Below are 21,655 nucleotides of genomic sequence, written 5' to 3'. Positions count from 1 at the left end.
ATTCCGTTCTTAACCAGAACGCCATGCGGTGCGGTAGTTCAGTTGGTTAGAATACCGGCCTGTCACGCCGGGGGTCGCGGGTTCGAGTCCCGTCCGCACCGCCAGAATTTAGAATCCCTGAGTTTTTAACTCGGGGATTTTTAATTTCAGGTCAATAAAATAGTTTATTATAATCCTCAAAAGTTTTGACCATCCTGCCACGTTTTTCATATTTATCAAAAAAAATCATAATGGTACGTAAAGAGCAATATCTTGAATACGTGAATACAATCTCAAATCAATTTATAAAAATACGTTGTTCCTGAAAATTTCCCATTGAAATTAATGGCGAAATTTGGAATATTCCCAGCCTCAATAAAATCACATTTTCGATACAGCGCTGCCAACCTATCGAGTTATTTCATTAATATATTATCTATTCCGAGCTGGCGGTAAGCAGTGTGTACCATCAGTTTTTCCACATTGGCATATATTAGTAGCATGATGGTTTGTGTCGATCTTGGAGTGGCTATAATATTTAATTTTGTCATATTTAATTCCAATTAAGGTAAATGACCGTTCTGATAATATATATGAATAAATATCGAGAAAATATTTTTAATAGAAATATAATTGAATGGCAGGGAATATATAGTCCGTTAAAGATATTATTTCTTCCTGAATAAATATCTTTACTATTTTCCAAAAAACTGGCGGCTGAAATCGTTCTGGATATTATTCATTCTAGTTTGTCTAGTAATCAAAATACATTACAAGTGAATTTTGTTTGTTTTGATGATGAAAGTTACCGTTCTTGAAATCGGTAACTTTTTTAAGTTAGAGGTCGTTCGCGTGTTCAGATCATGATTCTAATATGGCAGAAACACTTGCGTTTTTAGCCTTGATTAAACTATTGAGTATCGTGTTTAATACGTGGTTTTCTATTGCGCAAATATCAGGGGAAATTATTTCCTTATTTGCGCAATGTCGCCTCCGGTTGTCTGTGTCAGCCTGAAAACTCGGCAAAACAACGGGGTAAATCAAAGAATTGATGCAAATTGGAAATTAAGATAGTTTTCATTATCTGGCATTAATGATTGCGGTTTGTATGCTGCACTGCGAAAATTAGTTCTTAGTTCACTAACGCTTTTATCCGACTTGGAGTAAAGAATGACCACTCGTAAAACCCTTGCTAATGCTGTCCGTTTTTTGAGCATGGATGCTGTGCAGAAAGCAAAATCAGGGCATCCTGGTGCACCGATGGGAATGGCTGACATTGCTGAAGTGCTGTGGCGCGACTATCTTAATCATAACCCTACTAACCCTAATTGGGCTGATCGTGATCGCTTTGTGTTATCCAACGGCCACGGTTCTATGCTGATTTATAGCTTACTGCACCTGACGGGTTATGATGTTTCCATCGACGATTTAAAGAATTTCCGTCAACTGCATTCCAAAACTCCGGGCCATCCAGAATATGGCTATACTTCAGGCGTTGAAACGACTACCGGCCCACTGGGGCAAGGTATCGCCAACGCAGTAGGCTTTGCGATTGCAGAACGGACGCTGGCAGCACAGTTTAACCGTTCTGGTCATGACATTGTCGATCACTATACTTATGTATTTATGGGTGACGGCTGCATGATGGAAGGTATCTCCCACGAAGTGTGCTCTTTGGCAGGTACTCTGAAACTGGGCAAACTGGTCGCTTTCTATGATGACAACGGTATTTCTATTGATGGTGAAGTAGAAGGTTGGTTCACTGATGATACCGCAGCACGCTTTGAAGCCTATGGCTGGCATGTTATCCGTGGTATCGACGGACATGATTCAGCCGCTATTGCAGCAGCCATTGAATCAGCACGCAAAGAGACCGGTAAACCATCTCTGTTGATGTGTAAAACCATTATCGGTTTTGGTTCACCAAACAAAGCAGGTAAAGAAGAGTGCCACGGTGCCCCATTGGGCGATGCAGAAATCGAAGCCACCCGTAAGGCGCTGGGCTGGGAGCATCCTGCATTCGAAATTCCTCAGGATATTTACGCTGGTTGGAATGCACAAGATGCAGGTAAAGCCAAAGAAGCCGTCTGGGACGAAAAATTTGCAGCTTACGCAAAAGCACATCCAGAGCTGGCAGCAGAGTTTACCCGCCGTGTCAGTGGTGAACTGCCAGAAAATTGGGAAGCAGAAGCTAACGCATTCATTGAGAACCTGCAACAGAATCCTGCTTCCATTGCCAGTCGTAAGGCATCACAAAATGCGCTGGAAGCCTTTGGTAAAATTCTGCCAGAATTTATGGGTGGTTCCGCTGATTTAGCACCAAGTAACCTGACCATGTGGTCTGGTTCCAAACCTTTGAATGAAGTTCAGGATGGTAATTACATCCACTACGGTGTACGTGAATTCGGTATGTCTGCCATCATGAATGGTATTGCCCTACATGGCGGTTTTGTGCCTTATGGCGCAACATTCCTGATGTTTGTCGAATATGCCCGTAATGCTGTACGCATGGCGGCGTTGATGAAAATTCGCAGCATCTTCGTATATACCCACGATTCTATCGGCTTGGGTGAAGATGGCCCGACTCACCAGCCAGTTGAGCAAATCGCTAGCCTGCGTGTAACCCCGAATATGAGCACATGGCGTCCATGTGATCAGGTTGAATCTGCAATTGCGTGGAAATATGCAATTGAGCGCAAAGATGGCCCGACTGCTCTGATCTTCTCCCGTCAAAATCTGGCACAGCAGGCGCGTACTGCTGAACAATTGGCGAATATTGAGAAAGGTGCTTATATCCTGAAAGATTGCGCGGGTCAGCCTGAATTGATTCTGATCTCGACTGGCTCTGAAGTTGAACTGGCAGTGAAAGCGGCTGAGCAATTAAGTGCAGAAGGTCGTCAGGTTCGCGTGGTATCCATGCCATCCACAGATGCTTTCGACAAGCAAGATGCGGCATACCGTGAAGCGGTGCTGCCGGCCGCAGTGTCTGCCCGTGTCGCTGTAGAAGCGGGTATTGCTGACTACTGGTACAAATATGTTGGTATTAACGGTGCTATCGTCGGCATGAATACCTTCGGTGAATCTGCCCCTGCTGATGCCCTGTTTAAAGAGTTTGGTTTTACCGTTGAAAACGTAGTAGCCAAAGCGACATCCCTGCTTAAATAATTAGCAAACGAGACAGTAAGCGCATTCGCATCAAATTTTGTGTGAATGCGCTCTTTTTTTATTCAATTTTTACTTCATGATGTGATTGATGGTGCTTGCCATCACGCTTTTTTTCTCGTAATCTGCTCTTTTATTAGCTGAACCGTTTCAGTCAAGTATATAAATCGATGTGTAAAATGTCTTGTCCGTCACAGTCTAACTAATTTTGTGATGAATCATCCGTACAAGGCGCAGTTGCTCAGTTATCCTAAGCGGTTGCATGACAACAGAGAAATTCAGGGAGTAACATGACAATCAGGGTTGCGATTAACGGGTTTGGCAGAATAGGGCGGAGTATCTTGCGTGCTCTCTACGAATCCGGGCGTCGGGCTGAAATTTCGGTTATCGCTATCAATGAGCTGGCAGATTCGGAAGGTGTTGCTCACTTATTGAAATACGATTCCAGTCATGGGCGTTTTGCATGGGATATACGCCTGAATAATGATTTATTGCAAGTAGGAGATGACAGTATCCGGCTGTTTCATCAGCCGGATATCTCAGCTTTACCGTGGAAAGAGCTGGGTATTGATATCGTACTTGATTGTACGGGCAAGTATGGTGAACGGGTGGATGGGGAATCCCATATTGCAAGTGGCGCCAAAAAAGTTCTGTTTGCGCATCCGGGAGGAAATAATCTGGATGCAACGGTGGTATATGGTGTCAACCACCATTCATTAGTTGCAGAAGATCGAATTGTTTCCAATGCCTCCTGTACGACAAACTGTATCATTCCAATCATCAAAGTATTGGATGATGAATTCAATATTGAATCTGGTACGGTGACAACCATTCATGCATCTATGAATGATCAGCCGGTGATTGATGCTTATCACCCTGATTTGCGCCGAACCCGGGCAGCTAGTCAATCTATTATTCCTGTCGATACAAAACTGGCGGCGGGGATCACTCGTATCTTCCCCAAATTCAGTGATCGGTTTGAAGCAATTTCTGTGCGGGTGCCCACCATCAATGTGACCGCGATTGATTTAAGCGTAACAGTTCACGCCGCAGTGGATGTTGAAGATGTGAACCAACTCCTGCAAAAATCAGCGACCAGAGAGTTTCGTGGTATAGTGGATTATACTGATTTGCCGTTAGTTTCTACGGATTTTAACCACGATCCCCACAGTGCCATTGTGGATGGCACACAAACGAGGGTCAGCGGACACCATCTGATCAAAACTCTCGTGTGGTGTGATAATGAGTGGGGCTTTGCCAACCGGATGCTTGATACAACGTTGGCAATGGCTGCAACTGGTTTTAAATAATCATCTGTTGTGTTGTATTGAACGCATTGACAAACAGCACACAGCAGAAGATTGAGTAATTTTATAGAGAATCAATGAGAGGATTCACCATGTCTGTAATTAAGATGACTGATTTAGATCTGGCGGGTAAACGTGTATTAATCCGTGCTGATCTGAATGTGCCTGTAAAAGATGGCAAAGTTACCTCTGATGCACGTATCCGTGCGTCTTTGCCGACGATCGAGGCCGCGTTGAATCAGGGAGCCAAAGTCATGGTTACTTCTCACCTGGGGCGCCCGACTGAGGGAGAATACAACGAAGAGTTCTCATTGAAACCTGTCGTTGATTACCTGAAAGGAAAACTGTCTTCTCCTGTTCGTCTGGAAAAAAACTATCTGGATGGTGTTGAAGTGGCGGAAGGCGAGTTAGTTGTACTGGAGAATGTCCGCTTCAACAAAGGTGAGAAAAAAGACGATGAAACGTTATCGAAGCAATATGCAGCACTGTGTGATGTGTATGTAATGGATGCTTTTGGTACAGCACACCGTGCTCAGGCATCAACTCATGGCGTTGCCAAATTTGCAACAATTGCGTGTGCGGGTCCGCTACTGTCAGGTGAACTGGAAGCTCTGGGTAAAGCGTTGCGCAACCCGGCTCGTCCAATGGTGGCGATTGTCGGCGGTTCTAAAGTCTCAACTAAACTGACAGTTCTTGATTCACTGTCCAAAATTGCCGATCAGCTTATCGTCGGGGGTGGGATTGCCAATACTTTTGTTGCGGCAGAAGGGCATAATGTTGGTCGCTCCTTGTACGAAGACGATTTGATTCCAGAAGCGAAAAAATTGCTGGAAAGTTGTGATATCCCGGTTCCGACTGATGTTCGTGTTGCGACTGAATTTTCTGAAACTGCGGAAGCAACGCTGAAATCCACCAGCGAAATTAAAGATGAAGAGCAGATCCTTGATTTGGGTGATGCTTCTGCTGAGCGTCTGGCTGAAATCCTGAAACACGCAAAAACCATTCTGTGGAATGGGCCAGTGGGTGTTTTTGAATTCCCTAACTTCCGTAAAGGAACCGAAATTGTTGCCCGCGCGATTGCTGAAAGTGATGCTTTCTCTATCGCAGGTGGTGGTGATACCTTAGCGGCAATCGACTTGTTCGAAATTGCTGACAAGATCTCTTATATCTCTACCGGTGGTGGTGCTTTCCTTGAGTTCGTTGAAGGTAAAAAACTGCCAGCCGTTGTGATGCTGGAAGAACGTGCTAACAGTAATTAAGTTTTGTGATAACAGGCAGCATTGACTGCCTGTTCAATGTCAATACAGGACCACGTAACATGTCTAAAATTTTTGATTTCGTAAAACCGGGTGTCATCACTGGTGATGATGTTCAAAAAGTCTTTGCTGTCGCTAAAGAAAACAACTTCGCGTTACCAGCGGTTAACTGCGTCGGTACTGATTCCATCAACGCAGTGTTGGAAACGGCGGCAAAAGTACGTGCTCCGGTTATTATCCAGTTTTCTAACGGCGGTGCATCTTTCGTTGCTGGTAAGGGCTTGAAAGCAGAAGGCCAGCAGGCAGCGATTATCGGTGCTATTTCTGGCGCCCACCACGTTCATCAGATGGCAGAACATTACGGAGTTCCTGTGATCCTGCATACTGACCACTGCGCACGCAAACTATTGCCATGGATAGACGGCCTTCTGAATGCAGGTGAAAAATACTACGCGCAAACCGGCAAGCCACTGTTCTCTTCCCACATGATTGACCTGTCAGAGGAATCTCTGGAAGAAAACATTGAGATTTGCAGCCAATATCTTGCACGCATGGCAAAACTCGACATGACTCTGGAAATAGAACTGGGTTGTACTGGTGGTGAAGAAGACGGCGTTGATAACAGCCATCTGGACAGTTCTTCCCTGTATACTCAGCCAGAAGATGTGGCTTATGCATATGAAAAACTGAACGCGATCAGCCCACGTTTCACCATCGCGGCGTCTTTCGGTAATGTTCACGGTGTATACAAACCGGGTAACGTTAAACTGACGCCAAAAATTCTGCGTAATTCACAGGACTACGTTTCTGAGAAATTCAACCTGCCGCACAACAGCCTGGACTTTGTTTTCCACGGTGGTTCCGGGTCTACCGCAGAAGAAATTCAGGAAGCAGTTAGTTACGGCGTAGTTAAAATGAATATCGATACCGATACCCAGTGGGCGGCTTGGGAAGGTATTCTGAACTACTACAAAAAGAATGAAGGCTACCTGCAAGGCCAACTGGGTAACCCAGAAGGCGCGGATAAGCCTAATAAGAAATATTATGATCCACGTGTTTGGCTGCGTGCTGGTCAATCCTCCATGATTGTTCGTCTGGAGCAGGCTTTTAAAGAACTGAATGCGGTTGATGTGCTGTAATTGCGATAATTAATTGCGTAGATAGCAGATTCTTAGATTGCACTCCGTTATGGAGTGCAATCTGATCTGGGGCTTAATCAGGTCAATAAATTTGCGGGCTAATTCCTCTTTTTACTAGGGCCTGTTGATGTTCTGTGTTCATAAATCAATCAACCCACATGGGTAGCCAGACAATGATAAATGCCAGTGCTATCATACTGGCATAATTTCGCTCTAATTTATCGTATCTTGTTGCTAATGTGTTCAGGCAAGCAGAATTAGGTCAATTATGCCTTCATTTCCTCTTTCATAATACGGTTCAGCCATGGCACCATAAAGGCCATAATCATGGCGATAATCAGTGTGACGACCCCGATTTTACCAAACACACCCATATAAATTGGCAGGGTTTGCAGGGGATCAGTTACGCCGATTGGTGTAGCAGTCAATGCCGCCACATGGCTTGCTAACATTGATGCCACCGCTTGTGACAGGAACCACATCCCCAGAATAAAGCCAGTCAGATAACTGGGAACAAATGCCGCCACCATTGCCAGACCTAAGGCGCTAATCATCAATTCTCCCACGCTCTGGAACAGATACACCAGCACGATAAACCACGGGGAAGTAATGCCTTGGGCATCAGCAAACAAACCCGAAGCGGCGGCTGTCAGAAAGCCCAGAGAACATAGGAACATACCGAAGGTAAATTTTGTTGGCATCGAAAAATCTTTGCTTTTGGTACCTAGCTTGGTGTATACCACGGCCAGTATTGGACTGATGATGATGATCCAAAATGGATTTAATGCCTGGAAACTGATGGGATTGATATTAAAACCAAGGATCTGGTGATGAACGTTATTGATGGCGAAGAAATTAAGAGAAGTGGGCATTTGGTTATACAGGATGAAGAATACAACCGCCTGAAGCATCAGAATAAAAGCCACAAACATTTTATTACGGCTTACTTTATTCTGCTTGAACGCTTGCCAGAAGAAAATAATTATTACAATAGTAGTAATGGCGAACAAGGCAAGATTGGCAATTTCGATGTTGTGCAATAGCCATGCGCAAGCGCCAATCGTGGCTACACTACCCACCAGAACGACCAGCAAGTTGAGTGGTTTGAGCGGCTGATGATCTGGCTTCGAGCCGACGTTATGGACTATACGGCGGCAGGCGAAATACACCAGCAGAGCGATAATCAGGCCGATACCGCAGATATTGTAAGTGACGGTATAGCCATATTTTTCAGCAATCACAGGGGCGAGGGAAAGGGATACCAGGGAACCGATATTGATCGACATATAAAACAGTGTAAATGCGCCATCCAGACGAGGATCTTGTGGTTGGTAACATTTAGCCAGCAGGCTGGCAGGATTGGCCTTGAAAAGACCGTTACCGACGGCAACCGTACCCAATGCATAAAAAATCAGTTCTGGCTTCATGATAGACAGGCCAATCATAAAATAGCCGATTGCCATGATAATCGCGCCCAAAACGATGGTTCGTTTAGTCCCGAGTATGTGATCGCCAACATAACCACCAAGAGAAATCAGGCCGTAAACCAGTGCAGTAAATGCACCAAAGGTAATAAACGCTTGTGCTTCGGAAAATCCGAGTTGTTGGACGAAGTATACGGCAAGAATTCCTTGAACGCCGTAGTAACCAAATCGTTCCCATAGTTCCACAAAAAAGATCATGAAAAAGGGCTTCGGTTGATCCCATAAACCGACCGGGGTGGTTTTACTCATAGTGAATGCCTCTGTTAGCTACCATTCCATGGGCAATACATCCAGATTATTATACTGCCGTTAACATATTTGTAACGTAATGTATCGCACGGGTTGTGATTTCGTTTATTTATTCAGGGTGATCGTGAAGAGGGGAGGTTAATATACTGATATGATATCTTCTCAACGGTAGATCACACTAACGTAAAAGAGTAATGCCAGATCTGGCAGAATATTCACTAAATTACTATTAAAAATTATTAATATGGAGCTTATGTGTTCGTAAATGAATCAATGTGAGTGTGATTTGACCTTTGTTGTTTATTAATTATCGAAAAAATGACAGATGAAAGTACGATAGTACAGATATGAATTACTAATATATATATTAAATTTTTATTATATATTGGCTATTTTTCTAATTTTGAAATTGAAATCGGGGTTTTTTATGAAGGCTCTTGGAGAAAGAACCTTCATATTCAGAAACTACAGGAATGAGTTTTGAGAGAGATTATGTTGAGTGCAATACTGTTTCAAATATGGTGTTGTTTAACTTAAACAACTGCCTCCATACTTTTATCCATCACAGGATGAAAATCACGTTTAAAGTAGAGTAATCCATGGCCTTCTTGACGCACAATAATTTGCTTTATCTCGATTAGATATACATAGTGAGTTCCGACTTCCTGTATTTTCTCAATACTTCCTTCCAAATTGGCGAGTGTTTCTTTTAGCAGGGGTTGCCCCAGCATACCGGTTTGCCAAATGTCCCAATTAAAGCGTTCTTCCATACTAATTTTGGTCATGCCTGCGAAGTGACGCGCTATCAACTCCTGTTCATGATTCAGGATATTGACACACATATGCCCATTTTCCTGAAGTGCAGGATTCATGGTGCTATTGCGATTAATACATACCATCAGAGTTGGAGGTGTATCAGTTACAGAGCATACCGCTGTCGCAGTTATTCCCCGGCGTCCGGCGGGACCATCAGTGGTGATGATATTCACCGCAGCGGAAAGGCTTGCCATCGCATCCCTGAAACGCAGACGATGTTCATTTTCTATAGACATAATAGGCCTCCTGCTACCGATTTATTTCAGTAGCTTATCTAGCAGGTTAATATCACAATTATTGTGTAAATGGGGTTTGGTCCAACCATTCAAATCATAATCAGAGAGGCAGCGATCTACCAATTCCATCATTTTATTCATGTTGCCGGAACCATAGGCATGACGCAGACATTGCAGGCGAATTTCATCTTGGCTACCAGCATAATTGATTTCGTATAATTCATGACGACCGCCGAATTCACTGCCAATGGCATCCCACATTAATTTCAAAATTTTAATTCGTTCTACATGATCAATTCCATTCGAGCCACGAACATATTTTTCAAGATACTTATTGATTTCAGGATTATTTATATCACGTACGCTGGATGGTAAATAAATCAAACCACTGGTGACATTGCTTTCAATAATATTCTTGATTTTGGTATAGGCCATTGGGGCCATTACGCGATAAGTTTGAATTGCCTGGGTATCTGGCAGATAAGCACCATTTTCCCATGGTTTCGCTTCTGCCCACATAGCATCTGTCAGTGACCAGAACAGATTTCGCCATGCAACGACTTCACCCAAATCGGCCTGAACACCACGAAAATCCACCACACCTGTGCATTCAAGGCTCTTTTGCAGAAGTGCAGTGATGAAATCCAGTTTCACAGCAAAACGCACACAGGCCTGAATGGGAAACAGGCGGGCAAATCCACTTTGTACCGCCCAATTACGGGCACGATCAAAATCGCGATAAATTAACACGTTTTCCCACGGAATTAATACCTTATCCATGACTAAAATCGCGTCATTTTCATCAAACCGGCTGGAGAGAGGATAATCAAACGGCGTACCTGTTGCGCCAGCCACTAATTCATAAGAGGCACGAGAGATTAATTTCACACCATCGGCATCCATTGGCGCAACAAACATCAGGGCAAAATCAGGGTTATCCCCGATAACCTGCGCAGAACCAAAACCGATAAAATTATAGTGAGTCAGTGCAGAATTGGTTGCGACAACTTTAGCACCACTGACGATAATTCCGGCATCCGTTTCTTTTTCTATCTGGATAAAAACATCTTTGACCTGATCCGCGGGTTTATGGCGATCAATCGGCGGGTTCACAATCGCATGGTTAAAATAGATGCAACTTTCCTGAATGCGTTTATACCAGAGACGGGCGTTATCAGCGAATGGCCCATAATATTCAGGGTAAGCACCTAATGAACAGCAAAACGCGGCTTTATAATCGGGTGAGCGTCCCATCCAGCCATAATTCAGACGTGACCATTCAGCAATGGCATCGCGTTGTTGGCGGATATCATCAGAGCTGGTGGCAAAACGGAAAAATTTGTGTGTATAGCCTCCAGTTCCGGTATCGGTATTCCAACACAGAGCATCATGGGTTTCGGGGGAGTGCAGGGCATCATATAACTGTCCAATAGAGGCAGCCGCATTACGGAAAGCCGGATGTGTTGTCACATCCTTAACACGTTCCCCGTAAATATAAATTTCACGGTTATCCTGAAGGGAATTCAGATATTCTTCGCTAGTAAACGGACGTTTATGATCGGCACGAAAATCTTCAAGTCTCATGGCTACCTCATTATTGGCACAATTCCCTTATTTGACCTTGTTGTTTATATGGGGAATAAATGTTAAATTTATGTTTAATTTGTCTTGGTTGATTGAAGCGGTTAAAGGTCTTTTATTGAAGAGACTTTAGGAGGATTTGTGGGTACTTTTCGTTGGAAATCGATAGATTATGGTATAAATGTGATCGTCTTGGTGTTTTGAAGATAAAGAATCTGTAACGTTATAATTAATGTATCAGCTTAATTGTTTTTATAATGGTAATGCTTGGATTCACATATTAAATGCAACACCGTAATGAACGAAGTAAATGAGTTGGGGTTCCTGTAAATTACTCATAAAGATATTCTAAAACTAAAGCTCCTTGAAAATGAGTATTCGCGTTATAGTTTTGTACTTAATAGGCTTTATCAATTTTTTTCCCTCCAGGCACTCGGTGAACATCCCACCAATCGATTAAAAAATCGGGCAAAGTAAGCAGGGTCTTTGAATCCGAGTTGATAGGCTATTTCAAACACCGGACTATCACTAAACAGCAATAGCCGTTTTGCCTCCCGCAATTGTCGATCAAAGATTAACCTCTTGGGTGGGCGATTGGCAAATCGGCGACACATATCTTTCAGACGTGATTCTGTAATCCCCAGCTTTTCCGCATATTCCGGTACGGCAATATGCTCATGATAATAATGATCCACCAACTGGTTAAAGCGCTGAAACAGTTTTAATTCTCCTCTAACACCACTAGGGCGGTGATCATCAAGGGAAATACTGCGTAGCAGAAAGGTAAACAGAGATTGAGCCAGAAATGCCAACGATTGTTCTCGCCCAGCAAATTGATTGGCAGATTCACGTCCTATCAGTGCCCAATAATGGTTGAATGTTTCCAATTCATCGTATTTATCTGCAACAGAAAGACAGATAGCTGGAATATCCACCACCTCCCGATGAGTGGGATAAAGCGAACTAAGCAACGGGGTGATCAATTCCTGACGGACGGTCAGTACATAACCGTCAGTATCTTCCTGAGTAAAAAAGGCATGGGGGACAGAAGGCGGAGTCAGGATAAACAGTGGAGCTTGTACAGAATAACGTTGTTCTTCCAATTGCAGTTCAATCCGTCCTGTCACCAGATAATGCAGTTGGAAAAAACTATCATGACGATGCGCCTGCATATCACGACCAAAAAATGCAGCCATGCGACCAAAAGTTTGATAGTGAACATCATCTGATCCCTGTGTTTCATCATAATCCTTGCTGATATCAATATTGGTAATGATGGGTTTGGTCAAATTAGATGCAGACATTGCTTTTTCTCTCCCCTATTTTGCGGCTTATTAAAATATTTTATGCGTTATTCATGTGGTGATTCGTGAACTTGAAGGTTTCATTGGGATCATGAAAACAATGAGAGCACCGAGAAGCAGTAATCCTGCGACAAAATACAGCCCTGCGTTGAAACTGCCGGTTTGATCTTTCAGCCAGCCGATCAATAGCGGGCTTACCGCTGAGCCCACATTACCGGTCGCGTTGATCACTGCGATCCCAATAGCTCTGGCACGTAAGCTGATTGATTGATCCGGCGTTGTCCAGAACACTGCCATGGCGGTGAACGAGCCGGTTGAGGCCATGACAATCCCCAACAATTGCACCATGCTGTTCTCTGTCAATGACGTTAAAAGCCAGCCAGCCGCAGCGAACAGGAAGGGCAGGGCGGTGTGCATTTTGCGTTCTTGCAGGCGGTCTGAACGGCGGCTCCAGTAAATCATGCCCAAGATTGTGCAAAATTGTGGAATCGCTGTCAGAACGCCGATGACTACATGGCTGCTGCTTTGATTGAAACTCTGCATGATTTGCGGCGTCCAGATATTAATGGCGCTCAGGGTATTGGTCAGGCAGAAGTAAGCGAAGGTATACATCAGGACAATCGGAGTAAAAATCTCACGCCATAAGCTTATGTTTCCTTTTTGGGGGTCTGGCGGGGGATGTTCATTGGATTTTTCCGGTGAAAGCTTATCGTTCTCTATCATCTCTTGAAGGCATTGTTTATCTTCACGGGTGAGCCATTTGGCTTTTTCTGGTGAATCATCCAGATAAAACCAGACAACAACACCAAGCAAAACAGAAGGAAAACCTTCCAGCAAAAATAACCACTGCCAGCCACGCAGATTCCAGATGCCGTCCATTTCCAGAATATAGCCGGAAATCAGTGATCCAAATGCCATTGTTACAGGCATGGCTATCATAAACAGCGCATTGGCTCGGGCGCGATAGTAGGCGGGAAACCAATAAGTCAGATAGACTAAAATACCCGGTAAAAAACCCGCTTCTGCAATGCCTACCAGCATACGCAGGATATACAGGCTCGTCGGGCCGGTGGCAAACATTGTGGCGGTAGAGGCAATTCCCCATAACACCATAATGGTGGCAATCCAGCGGCGGGCACCAATAATACCCAACATCACATTACTGGGAATGCCGAAAATGACATAAGTGGCGTAAAACAGTGTAGCTGCCAGCCCAAACATTGTGGATGTCAGACCCAGATCTTTTCCCATCGTCAAACCAGCAAAGCCAATATTGATGCGATCCAGAAAAGAGAACACGAACAGAACAAAGAGAAAAAGGATCAGACGCCGAAGTAATTTATTAATAACGTTTTGTTGTTGGGTAGTGAGCTTTTTCTGTTGATGGAGAGAGCTATCTGCTTTTGGCGTGGCGCGGGGTGAAATGCTCATTGCCGTTTCCTTTCTTATTGTTCTTAGTCAATTGTTCTTAGCCAATTGTTATCAGGAACTTCAATTGCAATGGCAGATGCTGTGATCAACATCTGCCTATTTCTATCATCTTTCAAGCTCCATCATCTTTCAAATTACAGCTTTGTTAGGGCCGGAGGTTTAATAAACGTTAGATGATGGTATATTTTGTTTTTCCTGATTTTTGTTAAAACGTTCCGCCAGAGCGTTGGCTGCGCCTGCCAGTAAAGTTGTATCAACGCCTACGGCGACGAAAAGAGCACCGAGATCAAGATAATGTTTAGCTGTATCGACATGAGTCATCAAAATACCAGCTGCCTTACCTGACGCTTTGATTTGCATAATGGCTTGTTCAATCGCGGCTTTGACTTCAGGATGTTGCGGGTTGTTGATGTGTCCCATATCTGCACTGAGATCTGCCGGGCCGATAAATATACCGTCGATACCTTCGATAGCTGCTATTTCCGGTATATTTCTCAGAGCATCACGAGTTTCTATCTGCACCAGCACACATATTTCGTCATCCGCACGGGAAAGATAGCCAGGAATACGGTTCCAGCGCGAAGCCCGTGCCAGCGCACTGCCGACACCACGGATACCCGCAGGTGGATAGCGAGTAGCCTGAACCGCTTGGCGCGCTTGCTCGGCATTCTGGATCATCGGAATCAATAGCGTCTGAGCACCGATATCCAATAATTGCTTGATGATCACCAGATCATTCCACGGTGGACGAACAACAGGCTGGCTGGAATAAGGGGCAATACTCTGTAATTGCGAAAGAATTGTAGAAATATTATTGGGGGCATGTTCACCATCAATCAGCAACCAATCGAATCCCGTTCCTGCCAGAATTTCTGCGCTATATCCACTGCATAAGCCAAGCCACAATCCAATTTGTGGATGCCCTGCTTTTAGGGCTTGTTTAAACCTATTTGTTAGCTGATCCATGATTTCACCTCTGAAGATCTTAAAACAGGAAACGTTAAACAAAATGACAGCCAATTGAGCCTAACACACCATAATCCACATGAAAGGTATCGCCTTTACGGGCTGGAATAGGCCGGGTAAAGGAGCCAGAAAGAATGATCTGGCCCGTTTCCAGTTGCACACCATGTGGAGCCAGTTTATTGGCAAGCCATGCCACACCATTGGCGGGGTGATTGAGAACTGCCGCTGCCACGCCGGATTCTTCAATCACACCATTGCGATAGAGCAGGGCACTGACCCAGCGCAAATCCAGCTCATCCGGCCTGATCGGACGCCCTCCCATGATGACACCGCCATTGGCGGCATTGTCAGAAATCGTATCGAACACCTTACGCGGGCGCTGAGTTACAGGATCGATGTTGTGACAGCGGGCATCAATCAGCTCCAGTGCCGGAATAACGTAATCTGTCGCGTTATAAACATCAAATAACGTACAGTTTGGGCCGCTCAACGGTTTGGCCAGCACAAATGCCAGTTCAACCTCAATGCGTGGCACAATAAAACGTTCGCAGGGAATGTCACTGCCGTCTTGAAAAAACATATCGTTCAGCAAGGCACCGTAATCCGGTTCATCAATTTGTGAACTGGCTTGCATGGCCTTGGAAGTCAGGCCAATTTTATGTCCTTTGAGAGTCCGGCCTTCCATGATTTTCAAATCTACCCATTCGCGCTGAATGGCGTAAGCGTCCTCAATCGTCATTTCTGGATAGTCCAGTGAGATTTGACGGATCTGCTCACGATCTTTTTCTGCCTGATGTAAACGGCGGGCAATCTGTGATACGACTTCTTGCTGTAGCATAGAGTATTAAGCTCCTTTGGCTTCTAATCCTCCAAAACAGAGGTATTTCACTTCCAGATAATCTTCGATACCGTAACGTGAACCTTCACGGCCCAATCCTGATTGCTTGACACCACCAAATGGTGCAGTTTCGTTAGAAATCAGGCCCTCATTGATACCCACCATGCCACTCTCAAGTGCTTCTGCCACGCGGTAAATCCGCCCAATATCGCGGGAATAAAAATAAGCAGCCAAACCAAATTCTGTATCGTTGGCCATGCGGATAGCTTCATCTTCGCCCCGGAATTTAAACAGGGGAGCCAATGGGCCGAAAGTTTCTTCGTGAGCGACCTGCATGGATTCAGTAACATCTGCCAGTACCGTTGGTTCAAAGAACAGTCCACCCAAAACGTGGGATTTACCTCCAGCCAGAATGCGTGCGCCACTGGAAACGGCATCGCTGATATGCGCCTGTACTTTTTCTACTGCCGCCTGATTAATCAGTGGACCTTGTTGTGATGTTCTGTCAGTAGCCGGCCCGACATTAAGTTGTTTTACTGCATGTGCCAGACGTTCTGCAAAAGCATCGTAAATGCCTTCTTGTACCAAAATACGGTTAGCACAGACGCAGGTTTGCCCACTGTTACGGAATTTTGCTGCCAATGCACCCTCTACAGCGGCATCAAGGTCTGCATCATCAAAGACGATAAATGGCGCATTGCCTCCCAATTCGAGAGAGAGTTTTTTCACCGTGTCGGCGCTTTGTGCCATCAGTAATTTTCCGACACGGGTGGAACCCGTAAATGAGAGTTTGCGCACAATAGGGCTTGAGGTCAGGACTTCGCCAATGGCTTTGGCATCCATTCCTGTCACGATATTCAAAACCCCTGCCGGAATACCCGCCCGCTCTGACAAAACTGCTAGTGCAAGGGCAGAGAGAGGCGTTTCAGCCGCAGGTTTCAGTACCACAGTACAGCCAGCAGCCAGTGCCGGGCCAACTTTACGGGTGATCATCGCATTGGGAAAGTTCCACGGTGTAATCGCAGCAACAACGCCAATCGGCTGTTTGATAGTGGCAAGACGACGCCCCGGCATCGGAGAAGGGATTGTTTCACCGTAAATGCGCTTACCTTCTTCAGCAAACCATTCGATAAAACTGGCACCGTAAGCAATTTCACCCATTGCTTCGGCATGGGATTTACCTTGCTCCATGCTCAGTATTTCAGCCAAGTCAGTTTGGCTTTCCATTATCAGATGGAACCATTGCTTGAGTTTTTGGCTGCGCTGCTTTGCAGTCAGTGCCTGCCATGCAGGGAGTGCATTCTTGGCAGCTTCAATGGCAGATTGTGTCTCTGTAACGCTCATATCACTGACATTGACAATCACTTCCCCATTGGCAGGATTGGTGACTTTAAATGTCGCTTTATTGTCCGCATCAATCCACTGACCGTTGATATAAGCCTGTTGGCGCAGCAATGATGTATCCAGGTGACCTGTCATAATTTCCTCTTTACTTAACAAAAGGTGAACTTAGTGTGCTTAATTATGCCATTTATACTCAATGGATTTCGAGTTGCAGCACGACGGGGATTTTGTCGTTATTCTTTTACTTTAAACAGGTTATGAACGTTATTGGATTTATAATTCAGCACAGGATCGAGTTCTTCCATCGTGAAAGAGAGACCCAAATAACGTTGTGCCGCCAGATCGGCAAAATGGGTTTTGATTAAGGCAAACAGCCCCTCCCCGACTTTTTGCCGCTCTTCAAGGCTGCGCCCTGCACCAATTTTCAGAGTCATGTGAACAAATGCGTAATCTTGCTTACCATCCGCCATTTGCCACGTATCTAACCAAATAGCACGGCTACGAATGCCACCCAGCGGGAAAATTCCCGTATCTGCCAACATTTGGTTCACCTTGGCAAACAATTCCGGCAAATTGGCAGCTTCACGGATATTTTCGGTACATTCAGCGTAAAAATGTGGCACGGTTTGCTCCTGCCAGATATGTGGTTAATAAATAGAAAGTGTATTAACAGCAAATTTTCTTGGCTGTTTAGTTCGGCAATGGAAAAACTGCATTAACTTGCCCTGTTCCTGAACTGGCAAACAGTTCTGTCAAGAATTCCACTTTGCCGTCATAACTATCCCAGCCGAGCAGACCAAGCAGCATCACCGTATCGTGCATATTGCCTTCACCGCGGCAATATTGCGCATATTCCGGCAACATCTTGCAGAACTCTTTAAATTTGCCTTCCTTCCAAAGTTGCACGACCCGGCGATCCATCTGTTCATCAAATTCGCGGGTGTAACTGTTCATGCCGGTTTCGGCGCGTTGATCCTCAATGAAACTGTGTGACATTGAGCCGCTTGCCAGTACGGCAACGGTGCCATCGTATTTCTCAATCGCCCGTAAAATGGCTTCTCCCAATTTACGGCTGTCTTCAAATGCATGGACAGTACAAAAGGCAGAAATTGAAATCACTTTGAAGTGGCGGTCGCTGTTCATATAACGCATCGGCACCAGAGTGCCATATTCCAGTGTCAGGCTCGGGATCTCGTGTGACTGCGCTCTGACACCCATCTGGCGCGCTTCTTCCGCAATCATCCGGCCCAGCTCAGGATTTCCGTCAAATTCGTAGGTCATATCACGGATGAAGTGTGGCAGTTCATTACTGGTATAGATACCGGAAAAATGGTCAGAACAGTTAATGTGATAGGCGCTGTTCACCAGCCAGTGAGTGTCAAATACGATAATTGTATCAACCCCTATTTCACGGCAACGGCGGCTGATTTCTTTGTGCCCGTCAATGGCTCCTTGTCGGCAACCGTGATGCTTGCCCGGTAATTCGGACAGGTACATTGAAGGCACGTGTGTAATCTTTGCTGCTAACGCTAACTTTCCCATAAATCCTCACTCGATATCAGGATGGTAATCCGTGGTCAACGCTGAAATTTATGATTTATTTGCCGCTCAAACGCCCCAACGAGGAATTGAATGTTCTCCCATTGAAATACAGACATTCTTCACTTCTGCAAATACGTCGAAACTGTATTCCCCGCCTTCACGCCCTACACCGGAGGCTTTTATGCCGCCGAATGGCTGACGCAGGTCGCGGACATTCTGAGAATTGACGAACACCATGCCCGCTTCAATGCTACGAGCCAGACGCAGCACTTTGCTGACATCTTGTGTCCAGATATAAGATGCCAGACCGTACTCCACTTCATTGGCCATGCGCAGCCCATCCTCTTCGCTTTTGAACGGCAGCAAGCAGGCAACAGGGCCGAAAATCTCTTCTTGCGCTACACGCATACGGTTATCGACATCAGCTAAAACAGTTGGACGCAGGAAATTGCCATTTTTCAGATGATCGGGAAGATCACTGGGTTTATCAGGGCCACCTGCCAGCAGAGTTGCACCTTCTTCGACTCCTAAGCGAATATAGCCGGAGACTTTTTCCCAGTGTTGCTGGCTGATCAGGCTGCCAACCTGAGTATTCGGATCCTGGGGATCACCGACACGCAGGCGATTGGCCCGTTCAGCGAAGCGTTTGACGAATTCGGGATAGATGCTTTCCTGAATGAAAATACGGGAACCCGCCGTACAACGCTCGCCATTGAGGGAGAAAATAGTGAACAGAGCGGCATCCAGTGCACGTTCAATATCTGCATCTTCAAAGATAAGAACAGGAGACTTCCCTCCCAGTTCCATTGAATATTTTTTCAGCCCGGCATTCTGCATAATTAGCCGTCCGGTTGCTGTTCCACCGGTAAAAGAAATAGCGCGCACATCATGGTGTTTCACCAGCGCATCGCCGGCAGTATTGCCATAACCCTGTACCACATTCAGCACGCCTGCCGGAATACCTGCTTCAAGTGCAAGCTCTCCCAGCCGATTGGCCGTGAGCGGGGAAAATTCAGACATTTTCAAAACAGCAGTATTTCCCAGAGCCAGACAAGGCGCGACTTTCCACGTTGCTGTCATGAAAGGCACATTCCACGGCGAGATAAGCGCACAAACCCCGACAGGCTGGATCAGCGTATAATTGAGCATCTTGTCATCAACAGGATAGGTGCGCCCGTTCATCTGCTGGCAAATTTCAGCGAAGAAATTGAAATTCTGCGAAGCCCGTGGGATCAACACATTCTGTGTCTGGTGGATGGGCAGACCCGTATCTTTGGTTTCCATCGCAGAAATATCGGGAACATTCTGGTCAATTAATTCACCCAAACGGCGCATCAGGCGGGCGCGCTCATTCATTGGTGTATTTGCCCACTTTGGAAAGGCGTCTTTGGCGGCAGCAACAGCCTGATCGATCTCTTCCTGTCCTCCTGAAGCAACTTCAGCCAGTACTTCACCTGTTGCGGGATTCGTAGTTTCGAAATAGGTTTTACTGCCAATGCTTTTACCATTGATCCAATGATTAATCGTACTCATGATAAACGTCCCTCATAATCTTGCTGGCTGACAATGTGATTCACCAGACGTCCCACGCCTTCGACTTCTACGATAACTTCATCACCCGGAACAACATTGGACAATCCTTTTGGCGTACCTGTGGCGATCATGTCTCCTGGCTGCAATGTCATAAAATCACTGAGATAGGCGATCAGGAAAGGAATATCGAAGATCAAATCAGCGGTTGTGCCCTGTTGACGTAATTCACCATTCACCCAGGTTTTCAAGATCAGATTATGGGGATCGGCGATGTGGTTTTTATCCACGATCCACGGACCAATAGGTGTCAGTGTATCGCGACTTTTTACACGCAGATTGGGACGATAGTAATTCTCCAGATAATCGCGGATGGCGTAATCATTGCAAACGGTATAGCCTGCAACATAGTCCATGGCATTTTCTTTGGCGACTTTGTGGGCAGGTTTGCCAATGACAACAACCAATTCCGCTTCGTAATGCATATACTCCACATTATCGGGACGGACGGAAACCTGACGGTGCCCGGTTAAGCTGTTGGCAGCTTTGATAAATACCAGAGGTTCCTCCGGCGGTTTAAACTCCAGCTCTGTTGCGTGGTCGGCATAATTTAGCCCCAATGCAAACAGAGTCCCGTTAGCCGGAGGAAGCCACAAAACATCATTCCCGCTTACTGTATTTCCATCAGGCAAAAGAATATTTTCATACTCATCAACGGAGACACTCAGATCTTGGCCCTGATAACGAATGTTCGCGTGTTTCATACCAGGCCTCCAGCCAATGCGACAGTATTTTCTAAGCTAGGGAAGCCTTCGGCCTTGACTATAATTTTGTCGGCAGGCTGGAGGGTTACGCGCTGGTGGGGAGTACCCAGCAGAATAATATCTCCGGCTTTTAATGTGGCGAATTCGCTCAATGCTGCCAGTAACTCCGGTGCTGAACGGACAAGATCTTGGGTTGACCAGCGATCAACTTCCTGACCATTGATTTCTGTCACGATATCGAGTGGTTTCACTGTGCTTGATTTAATCATTTGACCTATTGGACAAAAACCATCACGACACTTTGCTTTAATGGCCGGACGGTAAAATGAGGTTTCTGGTAAGCTGATTTCATTTGCCAATGCGTAACCTGCAATGTGCTGATTGGCATTCTGTACAGAAATGTTGCGTGACGTCTGCCCAATGAACAAAGCCAGAGTTGCGCCGCTTTGTACGGTTTCCCCGATGGGATGAGGGATCACATCACCAGATCCGATCACTGTATTACGGGGTTTGATAAACCAAATTGGAGTTTCTGGTGGTGCTTTATAAGGTGCTTCTTGAAACTCCCCCTGCCAGAAATCTATCTGGCTACGATGATTGAGGGCGACGGCAAAAACAGTACCTATCATTGACAACTCCTTTAAATCTGGACGATGCTTATCAGAGAGCTTATTAATATATTAATAAACTATATATCGGGAATCTTCAATATGTTAATCTGATTGTT

17 protein-coding genes, 1 tRNA gene and 1 pseudogene are annotated in these 21,655 nt (G+C 45.3%); 5 read left to right on the top strand and 14 right to left on the bottom strand.

All coding sequences use genetic code 11. The features are described 5' to 3' along the window. The first annotated feature begins 27 nt into the window (after window positions 1-27). From AC5JQI_RS13930 to fbaA, 5 genes are all read left to right on the top strand, one after another. Window positions 28-104: transfer RNA gene (locus tag AC5JQI_RS13930), tRNA-Asp, on the top strand. Window positions 105-1,149: 1,045 nt separating this feature from the next. Beyond that, window positions 1,150-3,144, top strand: coding sequence for a transketolase (tkt, locus tag AC5JQI_RS13925; RefSeq protein ID WP_493912601.1), 1,995 nt, complete (start codon window positions 1,150-1,152; stop codon window positions 3,142-3,144). 287 nt (window positions 3,145-3,431) lie between these two features. After that, window positions 3,432-4,451, top strand: a complete 1,020-nt coding sequence (gene epd, locus AC5JQI_RS13920; RefSeq protein WP_493912600.1) for an erythrose-4-phosphate dehydrogenase — start codon at window positions 3,432-3,434, stop codon at window positions 4,449-4,451. Between the two features lie 89 nt (window positions 4,452-4,540). Further along, window positions 4,541-5,707 carry a phosphoglycerate kinase gene (gene pgk / locus AC5JQI_RS13915; RefSeq protein ID WP_237387125.1) on the top strand — a complete coding sequence of 389 codons (1,167 nt, stop codon included), beginning with the start codon at window positions 4,541-4,543 and terminating at the stop codon, window positions 5,705-5,707. Between the two features lie 59 nt (window positions 5,708-5,766). Then, window positions 5,767-6,843 (top strand): class II fructose-bisphosphate aldolase, encoded by a 1,077-nt coding sequence (fbaA, locus tag AC5JQI_RS13910; RefSeq protein WP_493912599.1) that lies wholly within the window; start codon window positions 5,767-5,769, stop codon window positions 6,841-6,843. Between the two features lie 145 nt (window positions 6,844-6,988). Here fbaA and AC5JQI_RS13905 read toward each other — a convergent pair. From AC5JQI_RS13905 to AC5JQI_RS13840, 14 genes and pseudogenes are all read right to left on the bottom strand, one after another. After that, window positions 6,989-7,081 (bottom strand): annotated as a pseudogene (locus AC5JQI_RS13905) (IS5/IS1182 family transposase); the annotation flags it as partial. A 28-nt stretch (window positions 7,082-7,109) separates the two neighbouring features. Continuing rightward, a complete protein-coding gene (dtpB, locus tag AC5JQI_RS13900) occupies window positions 7,110-8,576 on the bottom strand; it encodes a dipeptide/tripeptide permease DtpB (protein WP_493912598.1) in 1,467 nt (488 codons plus the stop codon). A gap of 533 nt (window positions 8,577-9,109) precedes the next feature. Beyond that, window positions 9,110-9,628: a 4-hydroxyphenylacetate 3-monooxygenase, reductase component gene (hpaC, locus tag AC5JQI_RS13895; protein WP_493912597.1), complete on the bottom strand. Its 519-nt coding sequence runs from the start codon at window positions 9,626-9,628 to the stop codon at window positions 9,110-9,112. 21 nt (window positions 9,629-9,649) lie between these two features. Further along, entirely contained in the window at window positions 9,650-11,212 is a 1,563-nt protein-coding gene (hpaB, locus tag AC5JQI_RS13890) for a 4-hydroxyphenylacetate 3-monooxygenase, oxygenase component (RefSeq protein WP_493912596.1), read from the bottom strand. 407 nt (window positions 11,213-11,619) lie between these two features. Next, a complete protein-coding gene (hpaA, locus tag AC5JQI_RS13885) occupies window positions 11,620-12,513 on the bottom strand; it encodes a 4-hydroxyphenylacetate catabolism regulatory protein HpaA (protein WP_493912595.1) in 894 nt (297 codons plus the stop codon). A gap of 51 nt (window positions 12,514-12,564) precedes the next feature. Further along, window positions 12,565-13,944, bottom strand: coding sequence for a 4-hydroxyphenylacetate permease (gene hpaX, locus AC5JQI_RS13880; protein ID WP_493912594.1), 1,380 nt, complete (start codon window positions 13,942-13,944; stop codon window positions 12,565-12,567). Window positions 13,945-14,103: 159 nt separating this feature from the next. Next, window positions 14,104-14,910, bottom strand: coding sequence for a 4-hydroxy-2-oxoheptanedioate aldolase (gene hpaI, locus AC5JQI_RS13875; protein ID WP_493912593.1), 807 nt, complete (start codon window positions 14,908-14,910; stop codon window positions 14,104-14,106). A 34-nt stretch (window positions 14,911-14,944) separates the two neighbouring features. Then, the gene (gene hpaH / locus AC5JQI_RS13870; RefSeq protein WP_493912592.1) at window positions 14,945-15,748 is read right to left on the bottom strand and encodes a 2-oxo-hept-4-ene-1,7-dioate hydratase; all 804 of its coding nucleotides are present in this window, start codon (window positions 15,746-15,748) and stop codon (window positions 14,945-14,947) included. 6 nt (window positions 15,749-15,754) lie between these two features. Then, window positions 15,755-17,227 (bottom strand): NAD-dependent succinate-semialdehyde dehydrogenase, encoded by a 1,473-nt coding sequence (locus tag AC5JQI_RS13865; protein ID WP_493912591.1) that lies wholly within the window; start codon window positions 17,225-17,227, stop codon window positions 15,755-15,757. Between the two features lie 98 nt (window positions 17,228-17,325). Then, complete coding sequence (locus AC5JQI_RS13860; protein WP_493912590.1) at window positions 17,326-17,715, bottom strand: 5-carboxymethyl-2-hydroxymuconate Delta-isomerase; 390 nt, start codon at window positions 17,713-17,715, stop codon at window positions 17,326-17,328. Window positions 17,716-17,782: 67 nt separating this feature from the next. Continuing rightward, window positions 17,783-18,634 (bottom strand): 3,4-dihydroxyphenylacetate 2,3-dioxygenase, encoded by an 852-nt coding sequence (hpaD, locus tag AC5JQI_RS13855; RefSeq protein WP_493912589.1) that lies wholly within the window; start codon window positions 18,632-18,634, stop codon window positions 17,783-17,785. Window positions 18,635-18,700: 66 nt separating this feature from the next. Then, window positions 18,701-20,167, bottom strand: a complete 1,467-nt coding sequence (hpaE, locus tag AC5JQI_RS13850) for a 5-carboxymethyl-2-hydroxymuconate semialdehyde dehydrogenase (RefSeq protein ID WP_493912588.1) — start codon at window positions 20,165-20,167, stop codon at window positions 18,701-18,703. Continuing rightward, a complete protein-coding gene (locus AC5JQI_RS13845; protein ID WP_493912587.1) occupies window positions 20,164-20,928 on the bottom strand; it encodes a fumarylacetoacetate hydrolase family protein in 765 nt (254 codons plus the stop codon). Before AC5JQI_RS13845 ends, hpaE begins: the two co-directional genes overlap by 4 nt. Further along, window positions 20,925-21,557, bottom strand: a complete 633-nt coding sequence (locus AC5JQI_RS13840; RefSeq protein ID WP_493912586.1) for a fumarylacetoacetate hydrolase family protein — start codon at window positions 21,555-21,557, stop codon at window positions 20,925-20,927. The genes AC5JQI_RS13845 and AC5JQI_RS13840 overlap by 4 nt, the downstream gene beginning before the upstream one ends. Window positions 21,558-21,655 lie beyond the last annotated feature (98 nt).

The sequence above is a fragment of the Xenorhabdus sp. XBWT genome (assembly GCF_059072735.1).
This window is presented reverse-complemented; position numbering and strand designations above follow the sequence as displayed.

Bases quoted from the DNA above. Each gene is read 5' to 3' on its own strand.
- hpaB (WP_493912596.1), bottom strand. From the start codon at position 11,212: ATGAGACTTGAAGATTTTCGTGCCGATCATAAACGTCCGTTTACTAGC.
- hpaD (WP_493912589.1), bottom strand. From the start codon at position 18,634: ATGGGAAAGTTAGCGTTAGCAGCAAAGATTACACACGTGCCTTCAATG.
- epd (WP_493912600.1), top strand. From the start codon at position 3,432: ATGACAATCAGGGTTGCGATTAACGGGTTTGGCAGAATAGGGCGGAGT.
- hpaC (WP_493912597.1), bottom strand. From the start codon at position 9,628: ATGTCTATAGAAAATGAACATCGTCTGCGTTTCAGGGATGCGATGGCA.
- AC5JQI_RS13845 (WP_493912587.1), bottom strand. From the start codon at position 20,928: ATGAAACACGCGAACATTCGTTATCAGGGCCAAGATCTGAGTGTCTCC.
- dtpB (WP_493912598.1), bottom strand. From the start codon at position 8,576: ATGAGTAAAACCACCCCGGTCGGTTTATGGGATCAACCGAAGCCCTTT.
- hpaI (WP_493912593.1), bottom strand. From the start codon at position 14,910: ATGGATCAGCTAACAAATAGGTTTAAACAAGCCCTAAAAGCAGGGCAT.
- hpaA (WP_493912595.1), bottom strand. From the start codon at position 12,513: ATGTCTGCATCTAATTTGACCAAACCCATCATTACCAATATTGATATC.
- AC5JQI_RS13840 (WP_493912586.1), bottom strand. From the start codon at position 21,557: ATGATAGGTACTGTTTTTGCCGTCGCCCTCAATCATCGTAGCCAGATA.
- fbaA (WP_493912599.1), top strand. From the start codon at position 5,767: ATGTCTAAAATTTTTGATTTCGTAAAACCGGGTGTCATCACTGGTGAT.
- hpaH (WP_493912592.1), bottom strand. From the start codon at position 15,748: ATGCTACAGCAAGAAGTCGTATCACAGATTGCCCGCCGTTTACATCAG.
- AC5JQI_RS13865 (WP_493912591.1), bottom strand. From the start codon at position 17,227: ATGACAGGTCACCTGGATACATCATTGCTGCGCCAACAGGCTTATATC.
- pgk (WP_237387125.1), top strand. From the start codon at position 4,541: ATGTCTGTAATTAAGATGACTGATTTAGATCTGGCGGGTAAACGTGTA.
- hpaE (WP_493912588.1), bottom strand. From the start codon at position 20,167: ATGAGTACGATTAATCATTGGATCAATGGTAAAAGCATTGGCAGTAAA.
- hpaX (WP_493912594.1), bottom strand. From the start codon at position 13,944: ATGAGCATTTCACCCCGCGCCACGCCAAAAGCAGATAGCTCTCTCCAT.
- tkt (WP_493912601.1), top strand. From the start codon at position 1,150: ATGACCACTCGTAAAACCCTTGCTAATGCTGTCCGTTTTTTGAGCATG.